Genomic DNA, 24,978 nt, shown 5'->3' with positions numbered 1-24,978 from the left:
GACAGATCCAGGAGGTGCGTGATGCCCGGGTTCACGCATCTGCGCACCGTCTCCGGGTTCTCCCTGCGGTACGGGGCCTCGCACCCCGAGCGGCTGGCCGAGCGCGCCGCCGAGCGGGGCATGGACGCCCTCGCCCTGACCGACCGCGACACCCTCGCGGGAGCGGTCCGCTTCGCCAAGGCGTGCGCCAGGAGCGGTGTGCGGCCGCTCTTCGGAGTGGAGCTGGCGGTGGGCGAGCGGGCGCGCGCGGAGAGCCCCACCGAACGCAGGCGCGCTCCCGTGCGCGGCGGCGCCTTCGTCGACGAGTCCGCGCCGCGCGCGGTCTTCCTGGCCCGGGACGCGACGGGCTGGGCGCAGCTCTGCCGGCTGGTCTCCACCGCGCACGCCGCCGGGGACGGCGGCCCGCTGGTGCCCTGGACGGACAACCACGGCGAGGGACTGACCGTGCTGCTCGGACCGGACTCCGAGATCGGCCGGGCCCTCGCGGCGGGCCGCCCCGACCGGGCCGCGCGGCTGCTCGTGCCGTGGCGTGAGATCTACGGCGACGCGCTGCGTCTGGAGATCGTGCACCATGGCCGGCCGGGCGCCGGACCCGGCTCGCTGCGGCATGCCGCACGTACTCTCGGCTTCGCCACCGAACAAGGCGTACGGGCCGTCCTCAGCAACGCCGTGCGTTACGCCGACGCCGGACAGGGCCCGGTCGCCGATGTCCTCGACGCGGCCCGCCGGCTGGTCCCCATCGATCCCCGGCGGGGCCTGGACAGCGGAGAGCGCTGGCTCAAGGACCCGGCCGGGATGATCCGTACCGCCGAGCTGGTCGCCGAGGCGGCCGGACTGCGGCGCGGCACCGCGCACCGGCTGCTGGCCCTGACCGAGGAGACGGCCGCCGCCTGCCGGGTCGACCCCGAGGACGATCTGGGGATCGGCACCGTCCACTTCCCCGAGCCGCGGCTGGTCGGCGCGGACCGCCGTACCGCCGAGCGGGTGCTGCGCTCGCGCTGCGCCGCCGGGATGGTGCTGCGCGGCTATGACCGGGACCGGGAGTACTGGGCGCGGATGGACGCCGAGCTGGGCACGATCGGCCGGCTCGGCTACGCCTCGTACTTCCTCACCGTCGCCCAGGTCGTCGACGACATCAGAGGCATGGGCATCCGGGTCGCCGCGCGTGGCTCGGGCGCCGGCTCCCTGGTCAACCATCTGCTGGGGATCGCACATGCCGATCCGGTCGGGCACGGACTGCTGATGGAACGTTTCCTCTCCAGCCGGCGGCCGGGACTGCCGGACATCGACATCGACGTCGAGTCCGCGCGGCGGCTGGAGGTCTACCGCGCGATCCTCGACCGCTTCGGCCCCGAGCGGGTCGCGGCCGTCGCCATGCCCGAGACCTACCGGGTGCGCCATGCCGTACGGGACGTGGGCGCGGCCCTGTCCATGGACCCGGCCGAGATCGACCGGATCGCCAAGTCCTTCCCGCACATCCGGGCCCGTGACGCGCGGGCCGCGATGGCGGAACTGCCCGAGCTGCGGGCCGTGGCGAAGGAGAGCCGGGAGGGAGCGAGGTACGGGCGGCTGTGGGAGCTGGTGGAGGCGCTGGACGCGCTGCCGCGCGGGATCGCCATGCACCCGTGCGGAGTGCTGCTCTCGGACGCCTCGCTGCTGCGCCGTACTCCGGTGGTGCCGACCAGCGGCGAGAACTTCCCGATGTCCCAGTTCGACAAGGAGGACGTCGAGGATCTGGGGCTGCTCAAGCTGGATGTGCTGGGCGTACGGATGCAGTCGGCGATGGCGCACGCGGTCGCGGAGATCGAGCGGGCCACCGGAGAGAAGGTGGACATCGACGACCCGGAACAGGTGCCGGAGGGCGACCCGGCGACCTATCGGCTCATCCGTTCCGCCGAGACCCTGGGCTGCTTCCAGATCGAGTCGCCGGGCCAGCGCGATCTGGTCGCCAGGCTCCGGCCCGCCACCTTCCACGATCTGGTGGTCGACATCTCACTCTTCCGGCCGGGACCGGTGGCGGCCGACATGGTGCGGCCGTTCATCGAGGCCAGGCACGGCCGGGCGCCCGTCCGCCATCCGCATCCGGATCTGGAGAAACCGCTGCGCGAGACCTATGGCGTGGTCGTCTTCCACGAGCAGATCATCCGGATGGTGGACATCATGACCGGCTGCGGCCGGGAGGAGGCGGACAAGGTGCGGCGGGGTCTGTCCGACCCGGAGTCCGGGGCCAGGATCCGCGCCTGGTTCGAGCGGCGGACGCGGCAGAAGGGATACACGCCGGAGGTCGTGGCGCGCACCTGGGAGATCATCGAGGCGTTCGGCTCGTACGGCTTCTGCAAGGCGCACGCCGTGGCCTTCGCCGTACCGACCTATCAGTCGGCCTGGCTCAAGGCGCACCATCCGGCCGCTTTCTACGCCGGGCTGCTCACGCATGACCCGGGGATGTATCCGAAGCGGCTGCTGCTCGCGGACGCCAGACGGCGCGGAGTGCCGGTGCTGCCGCTGGATGTGAACCGGTCGGCGGCCGCTCATAGAATCGAACTGGTGTCTGATGTGGGCGGGACCTCTGGTGTGAGTGGTGCCTCTGATGTGGGTGGGATCTCTGATGTGAGTGGTACCTCTGATGTGAGCGGGGCCGGGGCAGGAGTGTGGGGGCTGCGGCTGGCGCTCTGTGACGTCCATGGCATCAGCGCGGCGGAGACGGCGCGGATCGAGGCGGGACAGCCCTACTCCTCGCTGCTGGACTTCTGGCAGCGGGCCAGGCCCAGCAGGCCCGTCGCCGAACGGCTCGCGCAGGTGGGCGCGCTGGACGGATTCGGCGCCAATCGGCGTGATCTGCTGCTGCATCTGTCCGAACTGCACGGAGCGCAGCGGAAATCCGGCTCCCGCGGAGATCAGCTACCGCTCGGCGGAGGACGGCGGACCGCTCCGGCGGGGCTGCCGGACCTGGGTGACGCGGAACGCCTCAGCGCCGAGCTGGGTGTGCTCGGCATGGATGTCTCCCGCCATCTCATGGAAGATCACGAGGCGTTCCTGAAGGAGCTGGGAGTGATGTCGGCCAAGCGGCTGCGCGAGGTGCCGCAGGGCAGGACCGTGCTGGTCGCGGGCGCCAAGGCGGCGACCCAGACGCCGCCGATCAGATCCGGCAAGCGGGTCATCTTCACAACGCTGGACGACGGTACGGGCCTGGTCGACCTCGCCTTCTTCGACGACAGTCACGAGGCGTGCGCGCACACCGTCTTCCACTCCTGGCTGCTGCTGGTACGCGGAGTGGTGCAGCGGCGCGGCGCGCGGAGCCTGAGCGTGGTGGGGACGGCGGCCTGGAATCTGGCGGAGCTGGTGAAGCTGCGGAAGGAAGGCGGCCTGGACGCGGTCGCGGCCGCGCTGGACGCGCCGGACCCGGCCGCCTCCTCCGGTCCGCCGGGCCCGTCCGCCGACCACGGCCGGCGCATCCATCTGCCCACGGGCTATGAGATGAATCCCTGGGCGGACCTCAAGCCGCCCGGTGAAGGCATGCCCACCGGACGGAAGTTGTGGCACTCCAGTCCGGGGAGCGCGGGATGATCCTCTGTATCCGGTTCCACTTCGGCCCGGAGCCCGGAGCGGGCACCGTCGAGGCGGCGCTGCCCGCTCTGCTCGGACTGATCGAGGACATCAGCCCGGCCGTCCAGGCGCTGCCGCCGGACACCGCGCTCGTCGATGTGCGCGGCGCGCAGCGGTACTTCGGGCAGGACGCGGCGGGCATCGCCGCCGTACTGCGGGTACGGGCGCTCGCGCACCTCGGCGCCGGCTGCACGGTCGGTGTGGCCGCCACCTCGATGCTGGCCAGGATGGCCGCGCGGCAGGCCGCGCCGGGGACGACGCTCGTGGTGGCGGACGACGAGCGCGCGGTCGAACGGTTCCTGGAGCCCAGGCCGGTCGCCGCCCTGCCCGGGATCGGCGCCGCGACGGCCCGCGCGCTCCGCTCGTACGGACTCGACACCGTGGGAAAGGCCGCCGCCGTGCCGCTGTCGACGCTGCAGCGGATCACCGGGGTGCGTACGGGGCGTGAAGTGTACGAGAAGGCGCACGGCATCGACCGCACGACGCTCGTCCCGGACGCCGCCGCACACCATCACGGCCCGGAGCGCGGCAGATCCTCCCTGCTCGCCGCCGAACGGGCCTTCTCCCGCGATGAACTGGACCAGGACTCGCACCGGCGCGCACTGCTCTCGATCACCGAGGAACTGGGCATCCGGATGCGGGAAACGGGCCAGGTGTGCCGCTCCCTGACGCTCACCGTGCGATACGCGGACCGGTCCACGACCATCCGTACCCGTACGCTGCGCGAGCCGACCGCCCACTCGGCGGCGCTCGCCGGCGCCGTGTACCGGATCCATGAGTCGCTCGGACTGCAACGGGCCCGGGTCCGGGCCCTCTCGGTGCGGGCCGAGGGCCTGGCACCGGCCGAACATGCCTCCCGGCAACTGACGTTCGACCCCGTGGACGACCGGGCGCGCCGGATCGAGGCGGTGGCGGACCTGGCCCGTGCCAAGTTCGGCCCGCAGGTGTTGATACCGGGATCGCTGGCCGCCTGAGCTTACGGTGAGGCGGTCGGCCGGAGTTTTTACCGACGCGTAACTTCCCTCCGCTTCTTACCAGTGCGTAACTTGGCATGAGCACAGCCATCTTTGTGGTCCGGGCCATATGGGCTGACAGTCATCGCCATTCCCTTGAGCCGCAAGGAGACCGCCCGATGCTGCCCTGGAAAACGCTGCCCTGGAAACGCGCGCTCGGACCGCTGGCGGCACTGCTGCTGGCCGCGACGGTCGCGGTCACGCCCGCCGCCGCCCGGACCGCCGCCTCGACCACCGTTTCCTCCGCCGCGAGCAGCGGCTGGAACAACTACTCCTGCAAGCCCTCCGCCGCTCATCCACGACCCGTCGTCCTGGTGCACGGCACCTTCGGGAACTCCATCGACAACTGGCTCGGCCTCGCGCCGTATCTGGTGAACCGCGGTTACTGCGTCTTCTCCCTCGACTACGGCCAACTCCCCGGTGTGCCGGTCTTCTACGGCCTCGGCCCCATCGACGCCTCGGCGGCCCGGCTCGCCACCTATGTGGACGGAGTGCTCGCCGCCACCGGCGCCACGAAGGCCGATGTCGTCGGCCACTCCCAGGGCGGCATGATGCCGCGCTACTACCTGAAGTTCCTGGGCGGAGCGGCGAAGGTGAACGCGCTGGTCGGCATCGCGCCCGACAACCACGGCACGACTCTGCTCGGACTGGCCGGGCTGCTCGCCTACTTCCCGGGAGCCGGAGATCTGCTGAACGACAAGACACCGGGCCTCGCCGACCAGTTGGCCGGATCGCCCTTCCTCACCAGGCTCAACGCGGGCGGCGACACGGTCCCGGGAGTGCGCTACACCGTCATCGCGACCCGGTACGACGAGGTGGTCACTCCGTACCGTTCGCAGTTCCTGAACGGTCCCGACGTACGCAATGTGCTGCTCCAGGACCTGTGCCCGGTCGACTTCTCCGAGCACGGCGCGATCGGGACGATCGACAGGATCGCCTTCCACGAGGTCGCCAACGCCCTCGACCCGGCCCGCGCCACGCCGACCACCTGCGCCTCGGTGATCGGCTGACCGTCGCGGACCGCAAACGGCGGAGGCGGGACCGCGCGTCGCGGCCCCGCCTCCCATGACACACGCTCAGGCCGCGGTCACCTCAGGCCGAAGGCCCGGTTGATCCTCTGCTCGACGCTGTTGCCCCGAGTGTCGCGCGCACTCGCGCGCAGAGTGACGAAGTCCGCTCGGGCCGGGGCCTTCAGAGTGGTTTCCCAGCCCTTGCCGCTCCGCCGGAGCGTGGCCTTGTGCCAGCTCGCGCCGTCGTCGTAGGAGACATCCAGGGTGACGGTGCGAATGGTGTCCGACTCCGGTGCGCCGGTGAGATGGGACGGGGTCAGCGTAAGGCCGGCCCGGCGGCCCGCCCGGCCCGCCGTGTCGGTGTCGACCGCGTAGTCGAGCTGAATCAGCGGAAGCGTCCCCGCTTCGCCGACAGCGCCGGCGCCGGAGGTGAACTCCCACTCGGTCCTGGTGCTGGTGGAGTACGGAGCGCTCCAGGCACCGCGGGAGTTCTCCGAGACGAGCCGGTACGGCAGGCGCTCCCGGCGGAGTCCGGACACCACGATCTGGTCGATGGTCATCTCGCCGACCACGCTGGCTCCCTGATAGAGCGTCAGAGCGTTCGACACATCGCTGTTGCCGGACGTGGTGCCGATATGGCCGGCCCCGGAGTCGCCCCAGCCCGGCACGAACGCGGCGATCGTGTCGTCCAGCCGTACCGGTGCGATCTCGTCGTCCATACGTGGCCGCTGGACAGGGCCGAACCAGTGCAGCGGCGTGGTGGTGCCGGCCCGGTACGTCCTCAGTCCCGACGTCCGCTCATGGAGCACATTGACCAACTGGGCGCGCTCGCCCCACTCCACACCGGCGGTGACCCAGTCGGTGCGGTCGCCGCGCGCGGGCACCCCGGTGTCGTTCAGCGCGGTCTCGCCGAACTTCCACACATCGCCGCGGGTCTCCACCGCCTTGCCGGGCTGGTGGTTACGGAAGGAGACATCGACCCGGGCCAGTTCGCGCCCGCCCGGCCGGTACGTCGGCTCCGCGGGCACGGCGCCGTCCCAGTGGTGGACCAGATCGTAGAGATAGCCGGTCACCGGGTTGGAGGTCACCTCCAGGGTGCGCCGGCCGCCGCCTCGGATCCGCGTGATGAGCTGCTCACCCTCGTCCCGGCTCAGTGTGGCCACCGGCAGCGGCGCCAGATCGGACGCGCCCCAGATCGAGTCGCCCCAGGGCTCCAGGCGGCCGTCGCCGTCGTTGACGACGAGCAGCAGCGCGGCTCCGGCCGCCGTCGCCGCGTCCGCCTGTTCCCTGAGCGGCACCGTGTTGTTGCGGCGCACCACGACGGCCCTGCCCCGGGCTTTCAGGGACCGGTAGCCGGCCGTACCGCCGTCACCGGCGAACACCGCGTCGAGCGTGTGACGTCCCTCGCGCAGCGGAGCGGCACCGCGGTGGGCCCGCAGATCGTCGAAGACGCGGGTCCCGGAGGACACCGTCAGCGCCGGCTGCTCCAGACGCCAGCGGGCCCCGAAGACGAACTCTCCCTCGCTGACCTTCTTGCCGGTGGGCAGCGTCCAGACGCTGTCGTAGGAGGCGTCGGGCCAGATCTCCGAGGCGGAGTAGTCGTCGTCGGCGAAGCCGCGGTAGACATCGAGACGGACCCCGCCGGACGTGGTCTTCCGCGGTGTGACGGCCTTGATCTGCCGGGCCCTGGAGGCGTCGATGGTGGCGGTGGTGTCCTGGTCCAGAGTGATCTCGGACAGGGTCAGCAGGCCCCGGCCGCGCGAGTGCGGCCCGTTGGCGCCCTCCAGCTCGGCGTCCATCCAGGCGGTGTAGGTGCCGGGCGGCAGACGCAGATCGAGGGTGCCCGACTCGTCCATCAGGAGCGGGGCGAAGAACTTCTTGCCCGCCAGGATGATGGTCCCGGAGAGCGGCTTTCCGTCGCGGTCCCTGGCCTTGAGCGTAAGGGTGTGACGCTCGCCCTCCCGGCCCGCGCCGATCGTGGTGTGGGCCCTGACCACTCCGGCGGCGTCCGTGGCATCGACGCTGCCGGTGAGCATCCGGTCGGCCGGCAGGCGGTCGAAGTCCGCGGTCACCGTGACCTTGCCGGTCCCGTGCGCGGGGACGGTGAGCTGCGACGAGGACAGCGTGAAGACTCCCTCGGGCGCGCCCGGCACACGCGTCGAGAGGTCCAGAGTCACCGGTGTGCCCCCGGTGTTGGTGTAGGTCACCTCCCGCCGCGTTTGATGTCCGGCGGGAGTGGGCCAGAACTGGTAGCCGGAGTACACGCTGCCGGTGGCGAACACGGTGCCGGCGCTCGTACCGGCGATGTCCAGACGGCCGCTGCCGGCCTGGTACGCGCCGTACTGCGGCGTGGCCTTCGTGGTGCTGACGAGCGCGTCCTTGAGCTGCGCTCCGCTCCAGTCGGGATGCCGCGCCGCCAGCAGGGCGGCGGCGCCCGCCACATGCGGCGTGGCCATGGAAGTGCCGCTCATCGTCTGGTAGTAGCCCTCGCCCTCGGCGGCGTACTGGGACCGGGCGGCCAGGATGTCGACGCCGGGAGCCGTGAGATCCGGCTTGAGAGCGCCGTCTCCCACCCGCGGTCCCTGGCTGGAGAACTCGGCGAGCTGATCGGCGCCGTCCACCGCGCCGACCGTCAGCGCGGCGTCGGCCGCGCCCGGCGCGCTGACGGAGTACGCGTTCGGTCCTGAGTTGCCCGCGGCGATGGTGAACAGCGCGCCGGTCTCGGCACTGAGCTGGTCGACGGCCATGCTGAGCGGGTCGGACCCGTCGGTGGGACCGCCGCCGAGACTCATGCTGATGACCTTGGCGTGCTGGTCGCGCGCGGCCCACTCCATACCGGCCACGATCCAGGAGTCCTGGCCGCTGCCGTCCTTGTCCAGCACCTTGCCTATGTGGAGATCGGCGCCGGGAGCGACGCCCTTCTCCTTGCCGTCCGAGGCGGCGCCGGTACCGGCGATGGTGGAGGCCACATGGGTGCCGTGGCCGTGGAGGTCGGTGGCGTCCTCGCCGGGCACGAAGCTCGCCTCGGCGGTGACGCGGTCGCCGACGTCCGGATGGCCTCTGTCGATGCCGGTGTCCAGGACCGCGACATCCACGCCCTGGCCGGTGTTCCCGCTCTGCCACACCTGAGGCGCGCCGATCTGCGCGGTGCTGTCGGCGAGATCCGCCTTCACCTTGCCGTCCAGCCACACCTTGGCGATACCGGCCGTGAGGACGGGTCCGGCACCGGTACGGGCACCGGCCGCTCCGGCCTCGCCGCCGGTGAGCGCCGACCAGAATCCGGCCGAACGGTCCGCCGTCAGCGCGGCGCCCCGGATGCTGCTCAGCGCACGGACGGTGCGTGCTCCCTCGGGCGCCCGGGCACGTGAGGCGGCCGCGGCGCCGGTGTAGGTGACGATCAGCGGGAGGCGGTCCGTGTGCGCGTCGTCGTAGCCGTCGGCGAGCAGCCGGGTCACATTGAACAAGCCCTTGTCCAGCAGGTCCGCGGCGATGTACGGCAGGCTGGAGTGCGGGTAGACATAGGTGTCGTCGCCCGTCCTGTTGATCTCGAAGCCGTCCAACCGGCCGTCAGGACCCCGGACGGAGTGGCTCACGGTGCCGTCGGCGGCCCGGCTGACGGTGACCTTGTCGCCGGTGATCAGAGTGATGGTGCGCTCGGATCCGGAGGCCGCCGCGACGGCGGCCGGGGATCCGCCGACAGCGGAAGCTCCGACAGAGGAAGCGGCGGCGGGCAAGGAAGAGGCCGAGGCGCCCGCGGCGGGGACGGCGGCCAGGACCGCCAGAGCCGTGCTGAGCGCCAGCAGCCCGCGTCTGCGAGAGGGGAGTTGCAAGGGGACCCCACTGGAGGTAGGTGAGAAAATCTTCCGGCGGAGGGAATCTATGGATCCGCGACCGGGCCGGGCCACGGAAACGGCTGGCGGAGTTGTGCCAAGTCACGAGATGGCCAGCGGCGGGACGGCCGGCGAACATCCACCGAAGATCACGTACAGCGGGCACGAACACCGGCGGCGACGAAGATCCGGACACGCGGAAGCCGTCCGCTCCGGGATGGGGCACCGGAGCGGACGGCTGTCTTCTGGGCGCTTGGTGTGTCCGGGGCTCAGCGGCTGTGGCGTCCCGATGACGGTACGGCCCTGCGGCGAGCCGTACCGAACATCACCGCGGCGCCGATGGCGAGCGTCGCCGCGCCACCGATCGCGAGGTACGGGGTAGTGCTGTTGCCACCGGTCTCGGCGAGATTCTCCTGACCACCGGCGGGCTGCGCGGCCCGCGCGGGCCGCGCGTCCTGCGCCCCGGCCGGGACGGCGGCGCTGTTCGGCTCCGGGTAGTTGGCGTCCTCCTGAGCCTGCTGCTCCTCCGATGCCGTACCGGCCACGGCGTCCGTCACTCCGGCGCCGGTGGAGGCGTCGTCGTCACCGTGGCCGTTGTGCTCCACGGAGGACTTGTCCGCACCCGCGGCGAGTTCTTCCTCGGTGGGCGCGGAAGCCTCCGGGACGGCGCCGTCGACCGTGCCGTTGTCCTCGCCGAAGACCACGTCGGAGCAGGTGTAGAAGGCCTCAGGGCTGTCCGAGCGCTGCCAGATCGAATAGATCAGATGGCGGCCGGACCTGTTCGGGACGATACCGGTGAAGACATAGTCGCCGTTCTCCATCTTCGGATCGGTGACCTTGAGAAAGGGCTTCTCCTCCAGATCCGACCACTTCAGCGGCTTGGCCGGGTCATAGCCGTCCTTGGTGACGTACAGCTCGAAAGAGCCCCTGTGCGGCGCGGTTCCCCTGTAGCGGAAGGTGCGATTGCCCGATGTCATCGGAGACGACGGCCAGTCGGCGCGGGCCAGATCGAGGCCCTTGTACTTGTCGTTGCCCGCGCCGCACAGCTTTCCGTCCGGGATCAACTGCCTGTGCCGTCCTGCGGCGTTGGCGATATTGACGCCGTTCCAGTCGTACAGGGCCTGTGTCCCGCCGGCCGCGACCGCGGCCTTGCACGCCGCCGAGTCCGGACTCTCGGGACCCTCGGCGTAGCAGGCGGCCACGCGGCTGACCGGATCCGTCATCGACCCATGAGCGACGGCCGGCGCGGCGGCCAGCCCGGCCAGCGCGAGCGGAGCGAGGCCGAGGACGACGATCCCGGTGGCCGTACGGCGAGCGGTCATGAACGGACTCCTTCGAAGCGGCGCAGACGATCCGCCGGAGCGACAGACAGCCTCCCCGCTGCCGCGCCGCCCCGGCGATCAGCAAGCTAGCCGCTCCGACCGCCGAAATCCCGTGCCACCAGGGCCTGATGACAATCCTTATGTTCGCTTTAAGGAACCGCTAAGAGACCGCTCAGGAAGGGACGCGGCCCTGGTGTCCGGTGATCCGAGGTGCGGATGTCCCTGGGAACGGCGGGGATCGCCGGGGATACGGAACGGGGTCGAAGCTGAGCGCGGAGGCACCTGAAACTGACGGGATGTCTGCCATGTGGAGTACCGTTCTGGTGCCGGAGGGTTACCGCTTCGACACCAGAAGTGATCTTGCCTTCAGGGGGTTCGGTGTCCCTCCCGAGGCCGGCACCGGAGGAGCGAAATCCCCCGATTTTGCGCTGGCCAATATAGTCACCCTCAGCTTCCAGTCGCCGGATTCCTTGGGATTCGAGGCGGGGAGACAGGCGGTCGTCGCGGATTCGAGCCCGGCTGAGGCTGGTGGAAGAGAATCCGCGAGCAGCCTTCGTCATGGCCAGAACCAGGATCCACCTCCAAGCGACCCCGGCTCCCGCCGGCCTGAGCCGGCGGGAGCCTTTCGTCGGAAAGAGGTCACTTCTCGTGCATCCAGGCCAGCATGGTCCGTGACTCGCTGAGTCGCCAGCCCGCCGGCGTCCGCACCACGGTGCCGGCAAGGCGCAGGCCGCTGGTCCGGTGGGGTGCCTGGCCTTCGCGGTAGAAGTACACGAGCGAGTTCCCCGAGGCGGCGGCCTGGTCGCCGTTGACATCCACCAGCAGGTCGGTGGTTACGTGCTGGGTGTGCTCTCCCTCGACCTCGGCCTGTCGTAAAAAGCCGACGACCTTGTCGATGCCGTGGATCTCGCCCGCGCGCGGCGAGTGCACCTCCACGTCGTCGGTGAAGACGGTGTCCGCGTCCTCCCACCGCTTCTCGTCGAGCAGGCGCGCGAAGCGGGTGAACAGGTCGGCGATCTCGATACGGTCGGCGATCAGAGTGTTCGTGGACATGGCGTCCCTTTTCGTTGGCCTTCCCAATGTTGGCGGCTCCAATATTGGCGTCGCCAACTATACAGAGATTCATTGGCCGCGCCAACGATGTATGGTGGCTGTCGTGGAAGAGACCCCCGCACACATGACCGCGAAGCCGAGCTGGCTGCTCACTCAGGTGGCCGTGCACGCCCACCGGTTGGCGTCCAGCGGCTTCGGCGAGGTGGGCGCGCGCGGATACCACTACCGGATCCTGGCCGCGCTGGACGAGTTCGGGGTGGCCAGCCAGGCCGAGCTCGGTCGCCGGTGCAGCATGGACCGCAGCGACGTCGTGGCGGCGATCAACGAACTGGCCGAGCAGGGCTGCGTCGAGCGGACGCCGGACCCGGATGACCGAAGGCGCAACAGGGTGACCCTCACCACGGCGGGTCATCGGCAACTGCGCCGCATGGATCGAGCGCTTGACAGGGTGCAGGACGACCTACTGGAACCGCTTTCGGCCGAGGACAGGCAGACCTTGACGCGTCTGCTCACTCGACTGCTCACGCACCACCAACGGGCGTAGGTCCTGTCTCACACACGGCGCCGTCCGTCCGGAGGGCGGGGCCCGCGATGTCCGGTGCGTGTGATCGCGAGGCGAAGGATCGCCGTCGCGGAGGACGGGCCGGACGTACGTGGATGATTCGACCACGTGGCGAAAGGCCGTGCCGTTGTCCTTGTGCCGTTGTCCTCGCGGCGTTGTCCGGGTCGGCCGCGTCCGTCCGCGACTTCAGCCGATCCAGCGGTAGCGGCGTTCCGGGCGGCCCGTGCCGCCGTAGCGCAGGGTCACTTCCGCGCGGCCCGTGTCCGCGAAGTACTCCAGATAGCGGCGGGCGCTCACGCGCGAGAGCGCTCCCGCGTCCGCGCACTCCGTGGCCGACAGGCCGGCGCCGTGTTCGCGCAGGGTGCGTTCGACCAGGTCGGCCGTGTGGGCCGCCAGACCCTTCGGGAGTTCGCGGCTGCCCGGCGGCCGGGTGCCGAAGATCTGGTCGACGTCCGCCTGGCGGGCCTCGCCCAGCCCCGCCAGGCGCGTGCGCAGCGAGGCGACATGGCGCAACTGCTCCTGCAGAGCCGCCTGGTTGAAGGGCTTGATCAGATAGTGCAGCGCGCCCGCCCGCAGCGCCGCCCGGATCACGCCCGCGTCCCGCGCCGCCGTGATGAACAGCGCGTCGACGCTGGTACGGCCGCGGTCCCGTTCCTCCGCCGCCCGCAGCTCGCGCAGCACGGCGATCCCGTCCATGTCGGGCAGATAGATGTCGAGCAGCACCAGGTCCGGCCACAGTCGCTCGGCCGCGTGCAGCGCCTGTGCGCCGCTGTGTGCCACCCCGACGACCGTAAAACCGTCCATAGCGGACACATAGCGGCTGTGCAGCTTCGCGACCATGAAGTCGTCGTCCACCACCAGCACTTTCGTCACGCCGACACGCTAAGCCGCGACCACAACGACCACAACGTCCGTTGATTCCGGAAGAGAGACAGCTTCTTAACACGAAGGCAACATGTGGGCCACTTCACACAGTTTTCCGAGAGGCGGCACACGTGCGATTGCGCACCCCCCTGGCCCTGCTGGGGTCGGCGCTGCTGGTGCTGGTGGGGCCGCCGCTGCTCACCGCGGGCAGTGGCGCCGACACCGGTACGCAGATACCCGGCCTGCGTTTCATGGTCCCCAATACGCCCGGCGGCGGTTACGACATCACGGCGCGCACTCTGGCCAAGAACGCCGAGGACGCCGAGCTCACCCACAACATCGAGGTGTTCAACCTGCCCGGAGCCGGCGGCACCGTCGGCCTCACGCGGCTCGTCGGCGACCACGGCAACGGCAAGCTCGCCCTGTCCATGGGCCTCGGGGTCGTCGGAGCCGTACACACCAACAAGTCGCCCAAGACCCTCGCCGACACGACTCCGATCGCCAGGATCACCGAGGAGTCGGACATCGTCGTGGTCGGCAAGAACTCGCCCTACCGGACGTTCGGCGAGCTGCTCACGGCCTGGAAGAAGGACCCGGCCAAGGTGCCGGTCGGCGGCGGCTCCTCGCCCGGCGGCCCCGACCATCTCGCCGCGATGCTGACGGCGAAGGCCGCGGATATCGCGCCGAAGACCGTCAACTACGTGCCGTTCGACGGCGGCGGTGAACTCCTCGCCTCCATCCTCGGCGACAAGGTCGCCTTCGGTGTCTCCGGCCTCGGTGAGTATCTCGACCAGATCAAGGCCGGCGAGCTGCGGCTGCTCGCGGTCACCGGCCCCGAGCGGATTCCCGGTCTGGACGCTCCGACGCTGCGCGAGGCCGGCCTCGACACCGACTTCACCAACTGGCGCGGCATCGTCGCTCCGCCCGGCCTCTCCGACGCCGAGCGCACCAAGCTGCTCGCCTTCTTCGGAAAGCTGCACGACTCACCGCAGTGGCGCGACTCCCTCAAGAAGAACGCCTGGGACGACGCCTTCCTCACCGGTGAGGAATTCGGGGACTTCCTCGCCGCCGAAGACCGCCGGGTGGACTCCGTCCTGAAGGAGCTGGGACTGTGACGACACATACCGACACACCTGATACGCCAGACGTCTCCGGCACCTCCGGTACGCCGGCCGCCCCGCGCCGGTCGTGGCTCCGCGAACACTCGGAGATCGGCGTCAGCGTGCTGCTGCTCGCCCTCGGTGTCCTCGTCCTCACCGACGCGCTCACCATGGACGTCGACATCACGCAGCGCGGCCCGGTCGGCCCGAAGACCGTTCCCGTCGCCGTCGGAATCGGCCTGCTGGCCGTCGCCGTCCTGCTCACCCTCGACATCCTGCGCGGCGGCCGGGGCGAGGCCGAGGCCGGCGAGGACATCGATCTCAGCGAACCGGGCGACTGGCGCACCGTGCTGCTGCTCGCCGGTGTCTTCCTGGCCAACGCCGTACTCATCGGCCCGCTCGGCTTCCCGGTCTCCGGCGCCCTGCTCTTCTGGGGTTCCGCGTACGCGCTGGGCAGCCGCCACTACGACCGTGACCCGCTGATCGCCGCGGGCCTCTCGCTCGTCACCTACTTCGTCTTCAACAACCTGCTCGGTGTCCCCCTCCCCGGTGGCCCGCTGATGGGGGTGCTGTAACCGATGGACTCCCTCAACTCCCTCCTCGACGGCTTCGGTACGGCGCTCACGCCGGTCAATCTGCTCTGGGCCGCGATCGGTGTGCTGCTCGGCACGGCGATCGGAGTGCTTCCCGGCATCGGCCCCGCCATGGCGGTGGCCCTGCTGCTTCCGGTGACCTACGGACTCGAACCGACCGGCGCGTTCATCATGTTCGCCGGTATCTACTACGGAGCGATGTTCGGCGGCTCCACCACCTCCATCCTGCTCAACACGCCGGGGGAGAGCGCCGCCGTGGTGGCCGCGATAGAAGGCAACCCGATGGCCAAGGCCGGGCGAGGAGCCCAGGCCCTCGCGGCCGCCGCCGGCGGTCACTTCGCCGGCGGCATGATCGGCACCATCCTGCTGGTGGTCCTCGCTCCGACGGTCGCCTCGCTGGCGGTGGACATCGGCGCTCCCGACTACTTCGCGATCATGGTGCTGGCGTTCATCGCCGTCACCTCCGTCCTCGGTTCGTCCCGTATCCGCGGACTCGCCGCGCTGCTCATCGGTCTCACCCTCGGGCTGGTCGGCCTCGACCAGATGACCGGCCAGCAGCGGCTGACCTTCGGCTCGCTCCAACTCGCCGACGGCATCGATGTGGTGATCGTCGCGGTCGGGCTGTTCGCGATCGGCGAGGCCCTGTGGGTCGCCGCGCATCTGCGGCGCTCCTCGGGCGAGGCGATTCCGGTCGGCCGACCCTGGCTCGGCAAGGACGACGTACGGCGCACCTGGAAGCCCTGGCTGCGCGGGCCGGTCATCGGCTTCCCGTTCGGCGCGATTCCGGCCGGCGGCGCCGAGATTCCCACCTTCCTCTCCTATGTCACCGAGAAGCGGCTCTCCAAGCACAAGGAGCAGTTCGGCAAGGGCGCCATCGAAGGCGTGGCCGGCCCCGAGTCGGCGGCCTCGGCCTCGGCCGCCGGAACACTGGTCTCGATGCTCACGCTGGGACTGCCCACGACCGCCGTCGCCGCCGTGATGCTGGCCGCCTTCCAGCAGTACGGAATCCAGCCCGGGCCGCTGCTCTTCGAACGCGAACCGGACCTGGTCTGGGGCCTGATCGCCTCGCTCTTCGTCGGCATGGTGCTGCTGCTCGCGCTCAATCTGCCGCTCGCGCCGGTCTGGGCCAAACTGCTGCGCATCCCGCGCCCGTATCTCTACGCGGGAATCCTCTTCTTCGCGGCGGTCGGCGCCTACGCGGTCGGCGGAGAGGCGCTGGACCTGGTCATCCTGCTGATCATCGGTCTGATCGGCCTCGGTATGCGGCGCTACGGACTGCCGGTGCTGCCGGCCGTCATCGGTGTGATCCTGGGCCCGGCCGCGGAACAGCAGTTGCGCCGCGCGCTCCAGATCAGTGACGGCAGTGTGACCGGGCTGGTCAACACTCCTTTCTCGGTGACGGTGTACGCCGTGGTCGTGGTGCTGCTGGTCTGGCCGGGCGTGCGCAAGCTGCTCGCGCTGCGCCGTCGGGAGACCTCCGTGTGACCGACACCGGACCTGTCCGCCCCGCGAGCACCGCGCAGGTGCCGCGGGGCGGAGGCGTGTGAACAGGGCCGGGACCACGGCTGAGGACACAGCCGGGCCGCGATGTCAGTGGCGGCTGCCACCATCGGAGCATGACCACGATCGACTGGGACGCCGACGCCGACTCCTTCGACCAGGAGCCCGACCACGGGCTGTTGGACCCCGCCGTCCGCGCGGCCTGGGCCGGCCGGCTGAGGCGCTGGCTGCCCGGTGAGCCGTCCCGGGTGCTCGACCTCGGCTGCGGTACGGGAAGTCTGTCCCTGCTCGCCGCCGAGCAGGGACACCGTGTGACGGCCGTCGACCGTTCGCCGCGCATGGCCGCGCTGGCCAGGGCCAAACTGGCCGGGACCGATGCCGGGATCCTGATCGGTGACGCCGGCCGGCCGCCCGTCAGGGAGCGGAGCTTCGATGTCGTCCTGGCCCGGCACACGCTGTGGCTGCTGCCGGACCCGGAAGCGGCGCTGCGCCACTGGTCGTCGCTGCTGAGACCAGGCGGCCGGCTGGTGCTGATCGAGGGCGTCTGGTCCGGTACGGGTCTTCCGGCGGCCCGACTGACCGCGGCTCTCGCGCCACTCACCGAGCGCGTCCAGCATGAGCGGCTCTCGGCCGATTCCGCCCTCTGGGGCCGCGCCGTCGACGACGAACGGTACGCACTGATCGCCCGGTCCGCCGAGGCGCGGCGCCATAGCGAGGTGGTCGATGTCCATCTGATCCTGCGCCGGGGCGACGAGGTGCTGCTCGCCCGCCGCTCCGGCACGGGCTATGGCGACGGCCTGCTGAACGGCCCCTCCGGCCATGTGGAACACGGCGAGGACGTCCGCCGGGCCATGATCCGCGAGGCGTACGAGGAGATCGGTGTCCGGCTGGCCCCCGCCGATCTGCGCGTCGCGCTGGTCATGCAGCACCGAGGGCCGGGCGGACAGCCGAGGACCGGCTGGTTCTTCGAGGCGGAGCACGGTGTGGGAGGCGAGCCGTACAACCGCGAGCCGCACAAGTGCTCGGGGCTCTCCTGGCATTCCCTGTCCGCTCTGCCGGACGACATCATCGCCTACTGCCGGGCCGGGCTCGACGCGTATCGCGCGGGCGAACGCTTCGTCATCCACTGGCACGAGGACGGCGATCCGGTCGTCCAGGCGCCGGACGGCACCGACCGGGCGGTCCGTCTGCCGGCCACCAGCGGCGGCGCGTTGCACCACATCGAACTGTGGGTCACCGATCCCGGTGCGGCCGAGAAGAGCTGGGGCTGGCTCCTCGGCGAGCTGGGCTATACGCCGTACCAGCGGTGGGAGCACGGCCGCAGCTTCCGTCGCGCCGACGCCTATGTGGTGATCGAACGGTCACCGGACCTCCGTGCCGGTGCTCATGACCGCCGCCGTCCGGGGCTGAACCATCTCGCGTTCCATGTCTCCGGCCGGGCCGCGCTCGACGCGCTGGTGAAGCGGGCGCCGGAGCACGGCTGGTCGCTGCTGTACGAGGACCGGCATCCGTATGCCGGAGGCGAGGGGCACTACGCCGCCTATCTGGAGGACACCGCCGGACACGAGGTGGAACTGGTGGCGCCGGACCGGACAGGCCCTAGATGCACCGCCCCGTGAGGCGCTCAGCCGAGGGCGCGGACATGGCGTACCTCCGTCGCGCAGATCTCGTAGCCGAACCACCGGTTGATCGCCAGCATCGGGCCGTTGTCCGCGTCGTTGGAGGTGAAGGCGTCGGTATAGCCGGCCGCGCGGGCGCGCCGCAGCGAGTGGATCTTGGCGAGTTTCGCCAGGCCCCGGCCGCGGAACGCCCGGAGTGTGCCGGTCATCCCGGAGGCATAGCGGGTGTCTCCGTCGGTGTGGGCCGCGGTGAACGAGGCGATCCGGCCGTCGGCCACCACGACGGAGGTGAGATCGCGGTCGAGGCAGGGATCGTTCCAGGTGTGGCTCAGCCAGTCCTCGTAGTCGTCGAGGGCCACGCTGATGTCGCCCGGTTCGTCGGAGCAGACCTCCGCGTCCGCCGCGAAAAGCGGCCGGGGATCGTCGGCGTAGTCCGCGCCCGTACGCAGCTCGATCCCCGACGGCAGCGGAGGCAGCTCCGGCAGGGCGCCATGCGCCAGATCCAGCCGCTGGAAGTGCGCGGGACGCGTCGGCCGATAGCCATGGCGCTCGGCGAACGCCCGGGAAGGCGGCTCGTCCATCACCCAGGCGTAGACACTGGTCGCGCCCTCCGCCGCGAGATGCGCCTCGGCGGTCCTGAGGATCAGCGATCCCGCGCCCCGGCCCCGGCGCTCCGGATGGACCTGCGGGGTGACGGACGCCTGGCCCGGGTCACTGCTGTCGTACGCGATGCCGACATGCGCCGTACCGATGATCTCTCCGTCCTCCTCGGCGACCAACAGCCGGTATTTCTTCGCCGGATGCGCGGTGGCCACTCCGGCCAGGAGAGTCTCCTCGGTCGTCACCATGAACGGAGTGCAGGCGCGTCGCAGGCCGACCACGGCACCGACGTCCTCGGTACGGAAATCACGAACAGTCACAGTCATGAGGCGGCACGCTACGCGTGCGGTCTCTCCGGCCGCCTCTCATTTACCGGTCGCACGCGGCCCCGAGGCGATCGGTAGTGGGGGAGAATCAGTCCGTGACCTTGAAGATCGTGATCGACGCCGCCGCCGCGACCGCTCCCTTTGAGCAGCTCCGTGCCCAGATCTCCGCGAAGGCCCGCTCCGGCGCGCTGCCGGTGGGATACAAACTCCCGACCGTACGCGGACTCGCCGAGGAGCTGGGCCTGGCCGCCAACACCGTCGCCAAGGCGTACCGCGCACTGGAGACCGACGGTGTGATCGAGACCCGGGGCAGAAACGGCACCTTCGTCGCCGCGGCCGGCGACGCCGCCGAACACGAGGCCGCGGCCGCCGCGCGTGCGTACGCGGAGCGGGTGCGGCGGCTCGGACTCGGCCGGAGCGCCGCGCTGGCGGCGGTGGAGGACGCGGTCCGCGCCGTCTACGCCGGCTGACCGCGCGCCGGGCCGGCCGGCGGGAGCGCCGGAGCGGCCATCCCGGCGCCGCCCGTCAGAGATAGAGACCCGCGTCCGCGCCCGAATGCTGCGCCGGCACCGCCGCCGGACCGCTGCCGCGCCGCAGCGCGTACAACTCGGCCAGTGTCGCGCCCTCACGGCCGACCTTCGCCTCCGTGCCGCCGTCCTCCCGGCTCAGCCAGGACAACGCCTCCGAACGAGTGAGCGAGCCGACCTCGATCCTGGCCAGACAGCGACCGGGCCTGACGACCGCCGGGTGCAGCCGCTCCAGATCCTCATTGGTCGTCACTCCCACCAGAACGTTCCTGCCCTGGCCGAGCAGGCCGTCGGTGAGATTCAGCAGCCGGGACAGCGCCTGTCCCGCCGTGTGCTTGGCCTCGCCGCGGATCAGTTCGTCGCAGTCCTCCAGCAGAAGGAGCCGCCAGCGGCCCTTGGCCGTGCCGTCGTCCTCGCCGATCGCGATGTCCATCAGATAGCCGACGTCGTTGAAGAGCCGTTCCGGGTCGAGTACGCAGTCGACCTGGCACCAGTCGCGCCAGGAGCGGGCCAGTGTGCGCAGCGCCGAGGTCTTGCCGGTGCCCGGCGGGCCGTGCAGCAGAAGCAGCCGGCCGGCGATGTCGTCCGGAGTCACCTTCATCAGCCGGTCCATCGCGTCGGCCACCGGCGCGGTGTAGTTGGGCCTGACCTCTTCCCAGGTGCCGGCGGCGATCTGACGGGTGGTGCGGTGCGGGCCGCGCCGCGGTGAGACGTACCAGAACCCCATGGTCACGTTCTCGGGCTGTGGCTCCGGCTCGTCCTGCGCGCCGTCCGTCGCCTGCTGATGGATCTTCTCGGCGAGATCGGAGCTGACGGCCGTCACCGTCACATCGGCGCCGCGGTTCCAGCGGGACACCAGCAGCGTCCAGCCGTTTCCCTCGGCGAGGGTCGCGCTGCGGTCGTCGTCGCGGGCGGAGCGGAGTACGGTCGCACCGGGCGGCAGCAGGGTCACGCCCGACTTGACCCGGTCGATCGTGGAGCTGTGGGAGTACGGCTGCTCGCCCGTCGCGAAGCGGCCGAGGAACAGCGCGTCGACCACGTCCGACGGCGAGTCGCTGTCGTCGACGTTGAGCCGGATCGGCAGTGCGTCCTGAGGCTTGGCAGACATGGGGCCCATGATCCGGCACAGGGACGGCCGATGCACGGTGTTTTGCCCTGTGGCGGCGTGCAGTCCGGCCGTCCGGGCCGACGGCGCGGACGGTCCAGGCCACCGATGGCGGCGGCCTGGACCGTCGTGCACGGCTGATCACATCCGGTCAGATACGGCCGCCGCGCGCCGCGCGGCCGACGGCGCGGACGGCCCGGCGAGCGCCGCGTACAACGGCGTATCCCTTGGTCAGCGCGTGGTCACCGGCGAAGTGACGGCCGGTGTACCGGCCTTCGACGAGCCGTCCGAACTCCTCCGTCCCGGTGCCGCGCCGCACGGTGATCCGCTCCAGGGCGTAGGGCCCCTGGCCGCGGCGGGCCTGCGCGTTGCCCACGGCCAGCGACTGCGCGAACCCGGCCGCGCGGACCGCGTGGCGTACGCGCCGGCTGGAGTAGCCGTACGGATAGGCGAAGGAGACGGGCGCGGCGCCCAGCTCCGCGGCGAGGATCTCCCGGCAGTGCCGGATCTCGAAGCCGAGCCGCTCGTCGTCGAGCTGGTCGAGCTGTGGATGGGTGTGGCTGTGACCGCCGATCTCCGTACCGGCCGTGGACAGTTCGCGCACCTGTTCCCAGTCGAGCATGGTGTCGAGAGCGCCGCCTTCGTCGTACGCGCCGCGCAGCCACCCCGTGGAGACGAACAGGGTGGCGGCGAAGCCGAGCGAGGCGAGGACCGGGAGGGCATGGCGGTGCACACCCTCGTAACCGTCGTCGAAGGTGATCAGCACGGGCCGGGCGGGCAACGGTGCCCCGCTCCGCCACGCGTCACCGAGCCGCGCGGTGCTGACCGGTGTGAAGCCGCGCTCGCCGAGCAGCTCCATCTGCTCCTCGAAGGCCCCGGGGGAGACGGACAGCGCGTGCGTCGCCGCGGCCGGCCGGTGTCCGACGGCGTGATACATGAGGATCGGCACGGGCTGGTCCGGGCGCGAAGTCTCCTTCGCGTCCGGACCAGCCGCGGGACCCGTCGCCCGCACGCTCACGCCGCCGCTCCCCGGGAACTCCGGGAGCTTTCGCGTGCGGCGGCGTCGGCCAGGCCTCTTTCGACCGGGCCCGACGAGAAGACGGCGTGCCCGCGACGGCCGTGGAAGCGGCCCACCAGATAACCGGCCGCCGCCGTCGAGACCCCGGCCAGGATCGCGGCCGCCCGGCCCAGTCCGCCCGGCCGTCCCCGCACCGTGTCGCGCAGTCCGCGCGCCACTCCTGCCGGCAGTACGCGCGTGGTGTAGCGGCGCTCGGACTCCAGGCCCTTGCGCGCCCCGACACTCCGGGCCACCAGCGCCTTGGACAGTCCCTCCGCGTATGTCCGTGTACGGAAGTATCCGAAGCGCTCGCGGACCGCCGGGACCTTGTGATGGATGACCGCCCGGTCGTCGATCAGCAGCACGGCGTCCGGCACAGCCCTGGCGAGCCGGATGCACAGCTCCGTCTCCTCACAGCCCAGCGGACGCCGGTCGCCGTCACGGCCGATACCGGTCGCGAAGCCTCCGGCGGAGTCGAACGCCGTACGCCGGAACGAGGCGTTCCCGCCCAGGACATTGCGCACCCGTACCCTTCCGGCCGGCAGGCCGCGGTAGGTACAGCCGACGACCCAGTCGAACTCCTCGGGAAACCAGGCCGGTCTGCGGCCCGACGCCCAGGCGGGCAGCGTCCGTCCGCCGACGGCCAGCACCCGTGGATCGTCGTACGCCTCGTCGAAGAACCGCAGCCAGTCGCGTTCGGCCACGGCGTCGTCGTCGAGGAACGCCACGAGCTCACCGCGTGCGGCGGCGATGCCGGTGTTGCGGCCGGCCGAGAGGCCGCGGGGTCCCGCGTTGGCGAGCACCCGCAGCTCTCCGCGTGCCGCGTGATCCCTGTACTCCCGGCCGAGCCGCTCCAGCAGAGCGGCGTTGTGGTCGACCACGAGCAGTGTCTCCAGGGCCGGCAGTGACTGCCGCCGCACCGATTCGACCGCCGCGAGGATGTCCTCCCAGCGGTCCTCGGTATAGACGCAGATCACCACGGAGAAGGGCCGGTGACGGTGGTTCAAGACACCTCTCCCCGGGCGACCGGAACCCTCAGCGCGAGCGGGCGGCGGCGGGTCGCCCGGGGTACGCCCCGCTCCTGGAGGATCACCTTGAGCACCCGGAGTCCGTCCCGGACCGCTCTCAGATTGCTGACCCCGTGGATGCGGTCGTACTCGTGGCTGGGGATCTCCTGCACCCTCAGACCGGCCTTGACGACCCTGATGTTCATCAGGGTCTCGACCTCGAAACCGGTGCAGTCCAGCGTGATCTCGTCCAGGCAGTGGCGCCAGAAGGCGTTGTACCCGTAGCAGAGATCGGTGTACCTGGCGCCGAACTTGGCGTTGACGACGGCGCACAGCACCCGGTTGCCGAGCTTGCGGATCGCCGTCATGTCGTCCGTACCGCCGCCGTTCGCGAACCGCGAGCCCTTGGCGAAGTCGGCGCCGGAGACGAGCGCCGAGACATAGGAGACGATCTCCTGGCCGTCGGCCGATCCGTCCGCGTCGACCATCACGATGATGTCGCCGGTGCAGGCGGCGAACCCGCTGATCAGCGCGTCGCCCTTGCCCTTGCCCCGCTGTCTGACGACCTTGACGTCCGGCCGCAGTTCGCGGGCGACCCCGATCGTGCCGTCGCTGGAGTCGCCGTCCACCAGGACGACTTCATGGATCCAGTCGGGCAGTGACTTGAAGACGTAGGGAAGATTCCGCGCCTCATTCATCGCCGGGATCACGACACTGACGGGCGGAGCGATCGCGAGATGCGAGGAGACCGGCCGGTATTGCCCCTCAATACGGCCGGATTCGTTCTTGGCGAAATGCGAGTGCGACTGCGGCTGCTCACTTACGGAACCGTCCGTATGACCTGACGCCATGGTCAATGGATCTTCGCTCGGTACGGCTGGGCGCAGAAAAGCGCTCACGAGTCTTTTCCCTCTCGTCCGGTGGACCGCCCGCCCCCGGGCGGTCCGGTGGTGTTTCCGGTTCGAAAGGGGGGTTCTCACCCCGGCCGGGACAGCGTGGAACGCCGTCCTGGTGGGTGAGTTGTCGAGCCGGCCGCGCGGCACGCGACTCGGCACACAGTGCGGTCACCGAGCGCGGCACCCCCCTACCGCGCCCCGCTCCGGGATCCATCGCGACGCTAGAGCCCTCCCCTGAGCCGCTTTGCATGATGGTCCGATGCGGGTGGATGTACGACGGTATTGATGATTGGGACCGTATGGCAAGACCTGGAAGCTGGTCCCGCTTTTTTACTTCTTTGGCCGTACTTCGACGTTCACTTCCGGAACCTCCCTGATCGGATTTACTCGATCCCTTACGAACCGGGCGATCATGACGCCTCTTCGGGACTTCTCACGCAATGTTCTTGGCATGAACACTTCCAGTGAACTGTGTTGCCTGGTAACAAAGTTGAGGCAGAAATCCTGCTAAGGAGAGGTTCTATGAAACTGTCCCGAATTACGGCATTCTCCTCCGCGCTGTTCCTCGGCGCCGTGCTCGCTCTCACCGGAGCGGCCTCGGCCCAGGCCGCGCAGTCGGCCGCCGCCGTCGACTATGTGGCGCTCGGCGACTCGTACTCCTCCGGCCTCGGGTCCGGGAGCTATGACAGCGCCAGCGGCGACTGCAAGCGCACGCCTCGGGCCTACCCGGCCCTCTGGGCGGCCGCGAACTCACCCGCGAGCTTCGCCTTCACCGCCTGTTCCGGCGCCCGTACGGGTGATGTGACCGCCGGTCAGCTCGGACCCCTCAGCTCGGCCACCGACCTCGTCAGCATCTCCATCGGCGGCAATGACGCCGGCTTCGCCGATGTCATGACGACCTGTGTCCTCCAGTCGGAGGCCACCTGCCTCAACCGGGTCGCGCAGGCCCGCGGCTTCGTCGACAGCACCCTGCCCGGAAACCTTGACACGGTGTACACGGCGATCAGATCCAAGGCGCCTTCGGCCCGGGTCGTCGTCCTCGGTTATCCGCGCTTCTATCAGCTCGGCGGCAACTGCGTCGTGGGCCTCAGCGAGAACGAGCGCGCCGCGATCAACGGCGCCGCCGACTACCTCAACGCGGCGACCGCCAAGCGGGCCGCCGACCACGGTTTCACCTTCGCCGATGTCGCGGGAGCCTTCACCGGCCACGAGATCTGCTCGGGCTCGGCCTGGCTGCACAGCGTGAACTGGCTGAATATCGGCGAGTCGTACCATCCCACGTCCGGCGGTCAGTCGGGCGGCTATCTGCCGGTCTTCACCAGGGCCGCGTAGGGTCCGCGCATCAGTACGAGGCCGGCGCCGGGCCGCCGGAGTGGCGCCGGCCTCACTTG

Annotated in this window: 19 protein-coding genes; 10 read left to right on the top strand and 9 right to left on the bottom strand. The window is 70.5% G+C overall.

Going from position 1 to position 24,978, the window contains the following annotated elements:
* Positions 1-21: 21 nt before the first annotated feature.
* From PV679_RS08140 to PV679_RS08130, 3 genes are all read left to right on the top strand, one after another.
* A complete protein-coding gene (locus PV679_RS08140) occupies positions 22-3,564 on the top strand; it encodes a DNA polymerase III subunit alpha (RefSeq protein WP_319679389.1) in 3,543 nt (1,180 codons plus the stop codon).
* The gene (locus PV679_RS08135) at positions 3,561-4,577 is read left to right on the top strand and encodes a DNA polymerase thumb domain-containing protein (RefSeq protein WP_319679388.1); all 1,017 of its coding nucleotides are present in this window, start codon (positions 3,561-3,563) and stop codon (positions 4,575-4,577) included. The genes PV679_RS08140 and PV679_RS08135 overlap by 4 nt, the downstream gene beginning before the upstream one ends.
* 158 nt (positions 4,578-4,735) lie before the next feature.
* Positions 4,736-5,626: an esterase/lipase family protein gene (locus PV679_RS08130; RefSeq protein WP_319679387.1), complete on the top strand. Its 891-nt coding sequence runs from the start codon at positions 4,736-4,738 to the stop codon at positions 5,624-5,626.
* Positions 5,627-5,703: 77 nt separating this feature from the next.
* Here the strand turns inward: PV679_RS08130 and PV679_RS08125 are convergent, their stop codons facing one another.
* From PV679_RS08125 to PV679_RS08115, 3 genes are all read right to left on the bottom strand, one after another.
* Positions 5,704-9,456: a S8 family serine peptidase gene (locus PV679_RS08125; protein ID WP_319679386.1), complete on the bottom strand. Its 3,753-nt coding sequence runs from the start codon at positions 9,454-9,456 to the stop codon at positions 5,704-5,706.
* 269 nt (positions 9,457-9,725) lie between these two features.
* On the bottom strand, positions 9,726-10,778 hold the full coding sequence (locus tag PV679_RS08120) for a lytic polysaccharide monooxygenase (protein WP_319679385.1): 1,053 nt from the start codon (positions 10,776-10,778) through the stop codon (positions 9,726-9,728).
* A gap of 639 nt (positions 10,779-11,417) precedes the next feature.
* The gene (locus PV679_RS08115; RefSeq protein WP_319679384.1) at positions 11,418-11,831 is read right to left on the bottom strand and encodes a nuclear transport factor 2 family protein; all 414 of its coding nucleotides are present in this window, start codon (positions 11,829-11,831) and stop codon (positions 11,418-11,420) included.
* A 103-nt stretch (positions 11,832-11,934) separates the two neighbouring features.
* On the opposite strand from PV679_RS08115, the gene PV679_RS08110 reads away from it, so the two are divergent.
* Positions 11,935-12,375: a MarR family winged helix-turn-helix transcriptional regulator gene (locus PV679_RS08110; protein ID WP_319679383.1), complete on the top strand. Its 441-nt coding sequence runs from the start codon at positions 11,935-11,937 to the stop codon at positions 12,373-12,375.
* Between the two features lie 204 nt (positions 12,376-12,579).
* On the opposite strand, the gene PV679_RS08105 is transcribed toward PV679_RS08110, so the two are convergent.
* Entirely contained in the window at positions 12,580-13,266 is a 687-nt protein-coding gene (locus PV679_RS08105) for a response regulator (protein WP_319679382.1), read from the bottom strand.
* 122 nt (positions 13,267-13,388) lie between these two features.
* Between PV679_RS08105 and PV679_RS08100 the strand changes: the two genes are divergently transcribed.
* The 4 genes from PV679_RS08100 (at position 13,389) to PV679_RS08085 (ending at position 18,069) form a co-directional block, all read left to right on the top strand.
* Positions 13,389-14,372 carry a Bug family tripartite tricarboxylate transporter substrate binding protein gene (locus tag PV679_RS08100; RefSeq protein WP_319679381.1) on the top strand — a complete coding sequence of 328 codons (984 nt, stop codon included), beginning with the start codon at positions 13,389-13,391 and terminating at the stop codon, positions 14,370-14,372.
* Entirely contained in the window at positions 14,369-14,932 is a 564-nt protein-coding gene (locus tag PV679_RS08095) for a tripartite tricarboxylate transporter TctB family protein (protein WP_319679380.1), read from the top strand. The genes PV679_RS08100 and PV679_RS08095 overlap by 4 nt, the downstream gene beginning before the upstream one ends.
* Before the next feature lie 3 nt (positions 14,933-14,935).
* Positions 14,936-16,435, top strand: coding sequence for a tripartite tricarboxylate transporter permease (locus PV679_RS08090; RefSeq protein WP_319679379.1), 1,500 nt, complete (start codon positions 14,936-14,938; stop codon positions 16,433-16,435).
* A 131-nt stretch (positions 16,436-16,566) separates the two neighbouring features.
* Entirely contained in the window at positions 16,567-18,069 is a 1,503-nt protein-coding gene (locus tag PV679_RS08085; RefSeq protein WP_319679378.1) for a trifunctional class I SAM-dependent methyltransferase/NUDIX hydrolase/VOC family protein, read from the top strand.
* Between the two features lie 5 nt (positions 18,070-18,074).
* Here PV679_RS08085 and PV679_RS08080 read toward each other — a convergent pair whose 3' ends face one another.
* Positions 18,075-18,995 (bottom strand): GNAT family N-acetyltransferase, encoded by a 921-nt coding sequence (locus PV679_RS08080; protein WP_319679377.1) that lies wholly within the window; start codon positions 18,993-18,995, stop codon positions 18,075-18,077.
* A 95-nt stretch (positions 18,996-19,090) separates the two neighbouring features.
* Between PV679_RS08080 and PV679_RS08075 the strand changes: the two genes are divergently transcribed.
* Positions 19,091-19,465 (top strand): GntR family transcriptional regulator, encoded by a 375-nt coding sequence (locus PV679_RS08075; protein ID WP_319679376.1) that lies wholly within the window; start codon positions 19,091-19,093, stop codon positions 19,463-19,465.
* Positions 19,466-19,520: 55 nt separating this feature from the next.
* On the opposite strand, the gene PV679_RS08070 is transcribed toward PV679_RS08075, so the two are convergent.
* From PV679_RS08070 to PV679_RS08055, 4 genes are all read right to left on the bottom strand, one after another.
* Positions 19,521-20,630 (bottom strand): DUF5925 domain-containing protein, encoded by a 1,110-nt coding sequence (locus tag PV679_RS08070; RefSeq protein ID WP_319679375.1) that lies wholly within the window; start codon positions 20,628-20,630, stop codon positions 19,521-19,523.
* 148 nt (positions 20,631-20,778) lie between these two features.
* Positions 20,779-21,564, bottom strand: a complete 786-nt coding sequence (locus tag PV679_RS08065) for a polysaccharide deacetylase family protein (protein WP_319679456.1) — start codon at positions 21,562-21,564, stop codon at positions 20,779-20,781.
* A 77-nt stretch (positions 21,565-21,641) separates the two neighbouring features.
* Complete coding sequence (locus tag PV679_RS08060; RefSeq protein WP_319679374.1) at positions 21,642-22,691, bottom strand: glycosyltransferase family 2 protein; 1,050 nt, start codon at positions 22,689-22,691, stop codon at positions 21,642-21,644.
* Positions 22,688-23,542 carry a glycosyltransferase family 2 protein gene (locus PV679_RS08055; RefSeq protein WP_319679373.1) on the bottom strand — a complete coding sequence of 285 codons (855 nt, stop codon included), beginning with the start codon at positions 23,540-23,542 and terminating at the stop codon, positions 22,688-22,690. The genes PV679_RS08060 and PV679_RS08055 overlap by 4 nt, the downstream gene beginning before the upstream one ends.
* A gap of 567 nt (positions 23,543-24,109) precedes the next feature.
* Between PV679_RS08055 and PV679_RS08050 the strand changes: the two genes are divergently transcribed.
* Entirely contained in the window at positions 24,110-24,919 is an 810-nt protein-coding gene (locus tag PV679_RS08050; RefSeq protein ID WP_319679372.1) for an SGNH/GDSL hydrolase family protein, read from the top strand.
* Positions 24,920-24,978: the final 59 nt, after the last annotated feature.

Source organism: Streptomyces sp. AK02-01A, from assembly GCF_033795305.1.
Classification (GTDB): Bacteria; Actinomycetota; Actinomycetes; order Streptomycetales; family Streptomycetaceae; genus Streptomyces.
The sequence above is the reverse complement of the archived record's forward strand: the minus strand, read 5'-3'. Positions and strand labels throughout refer to the sequence as shown.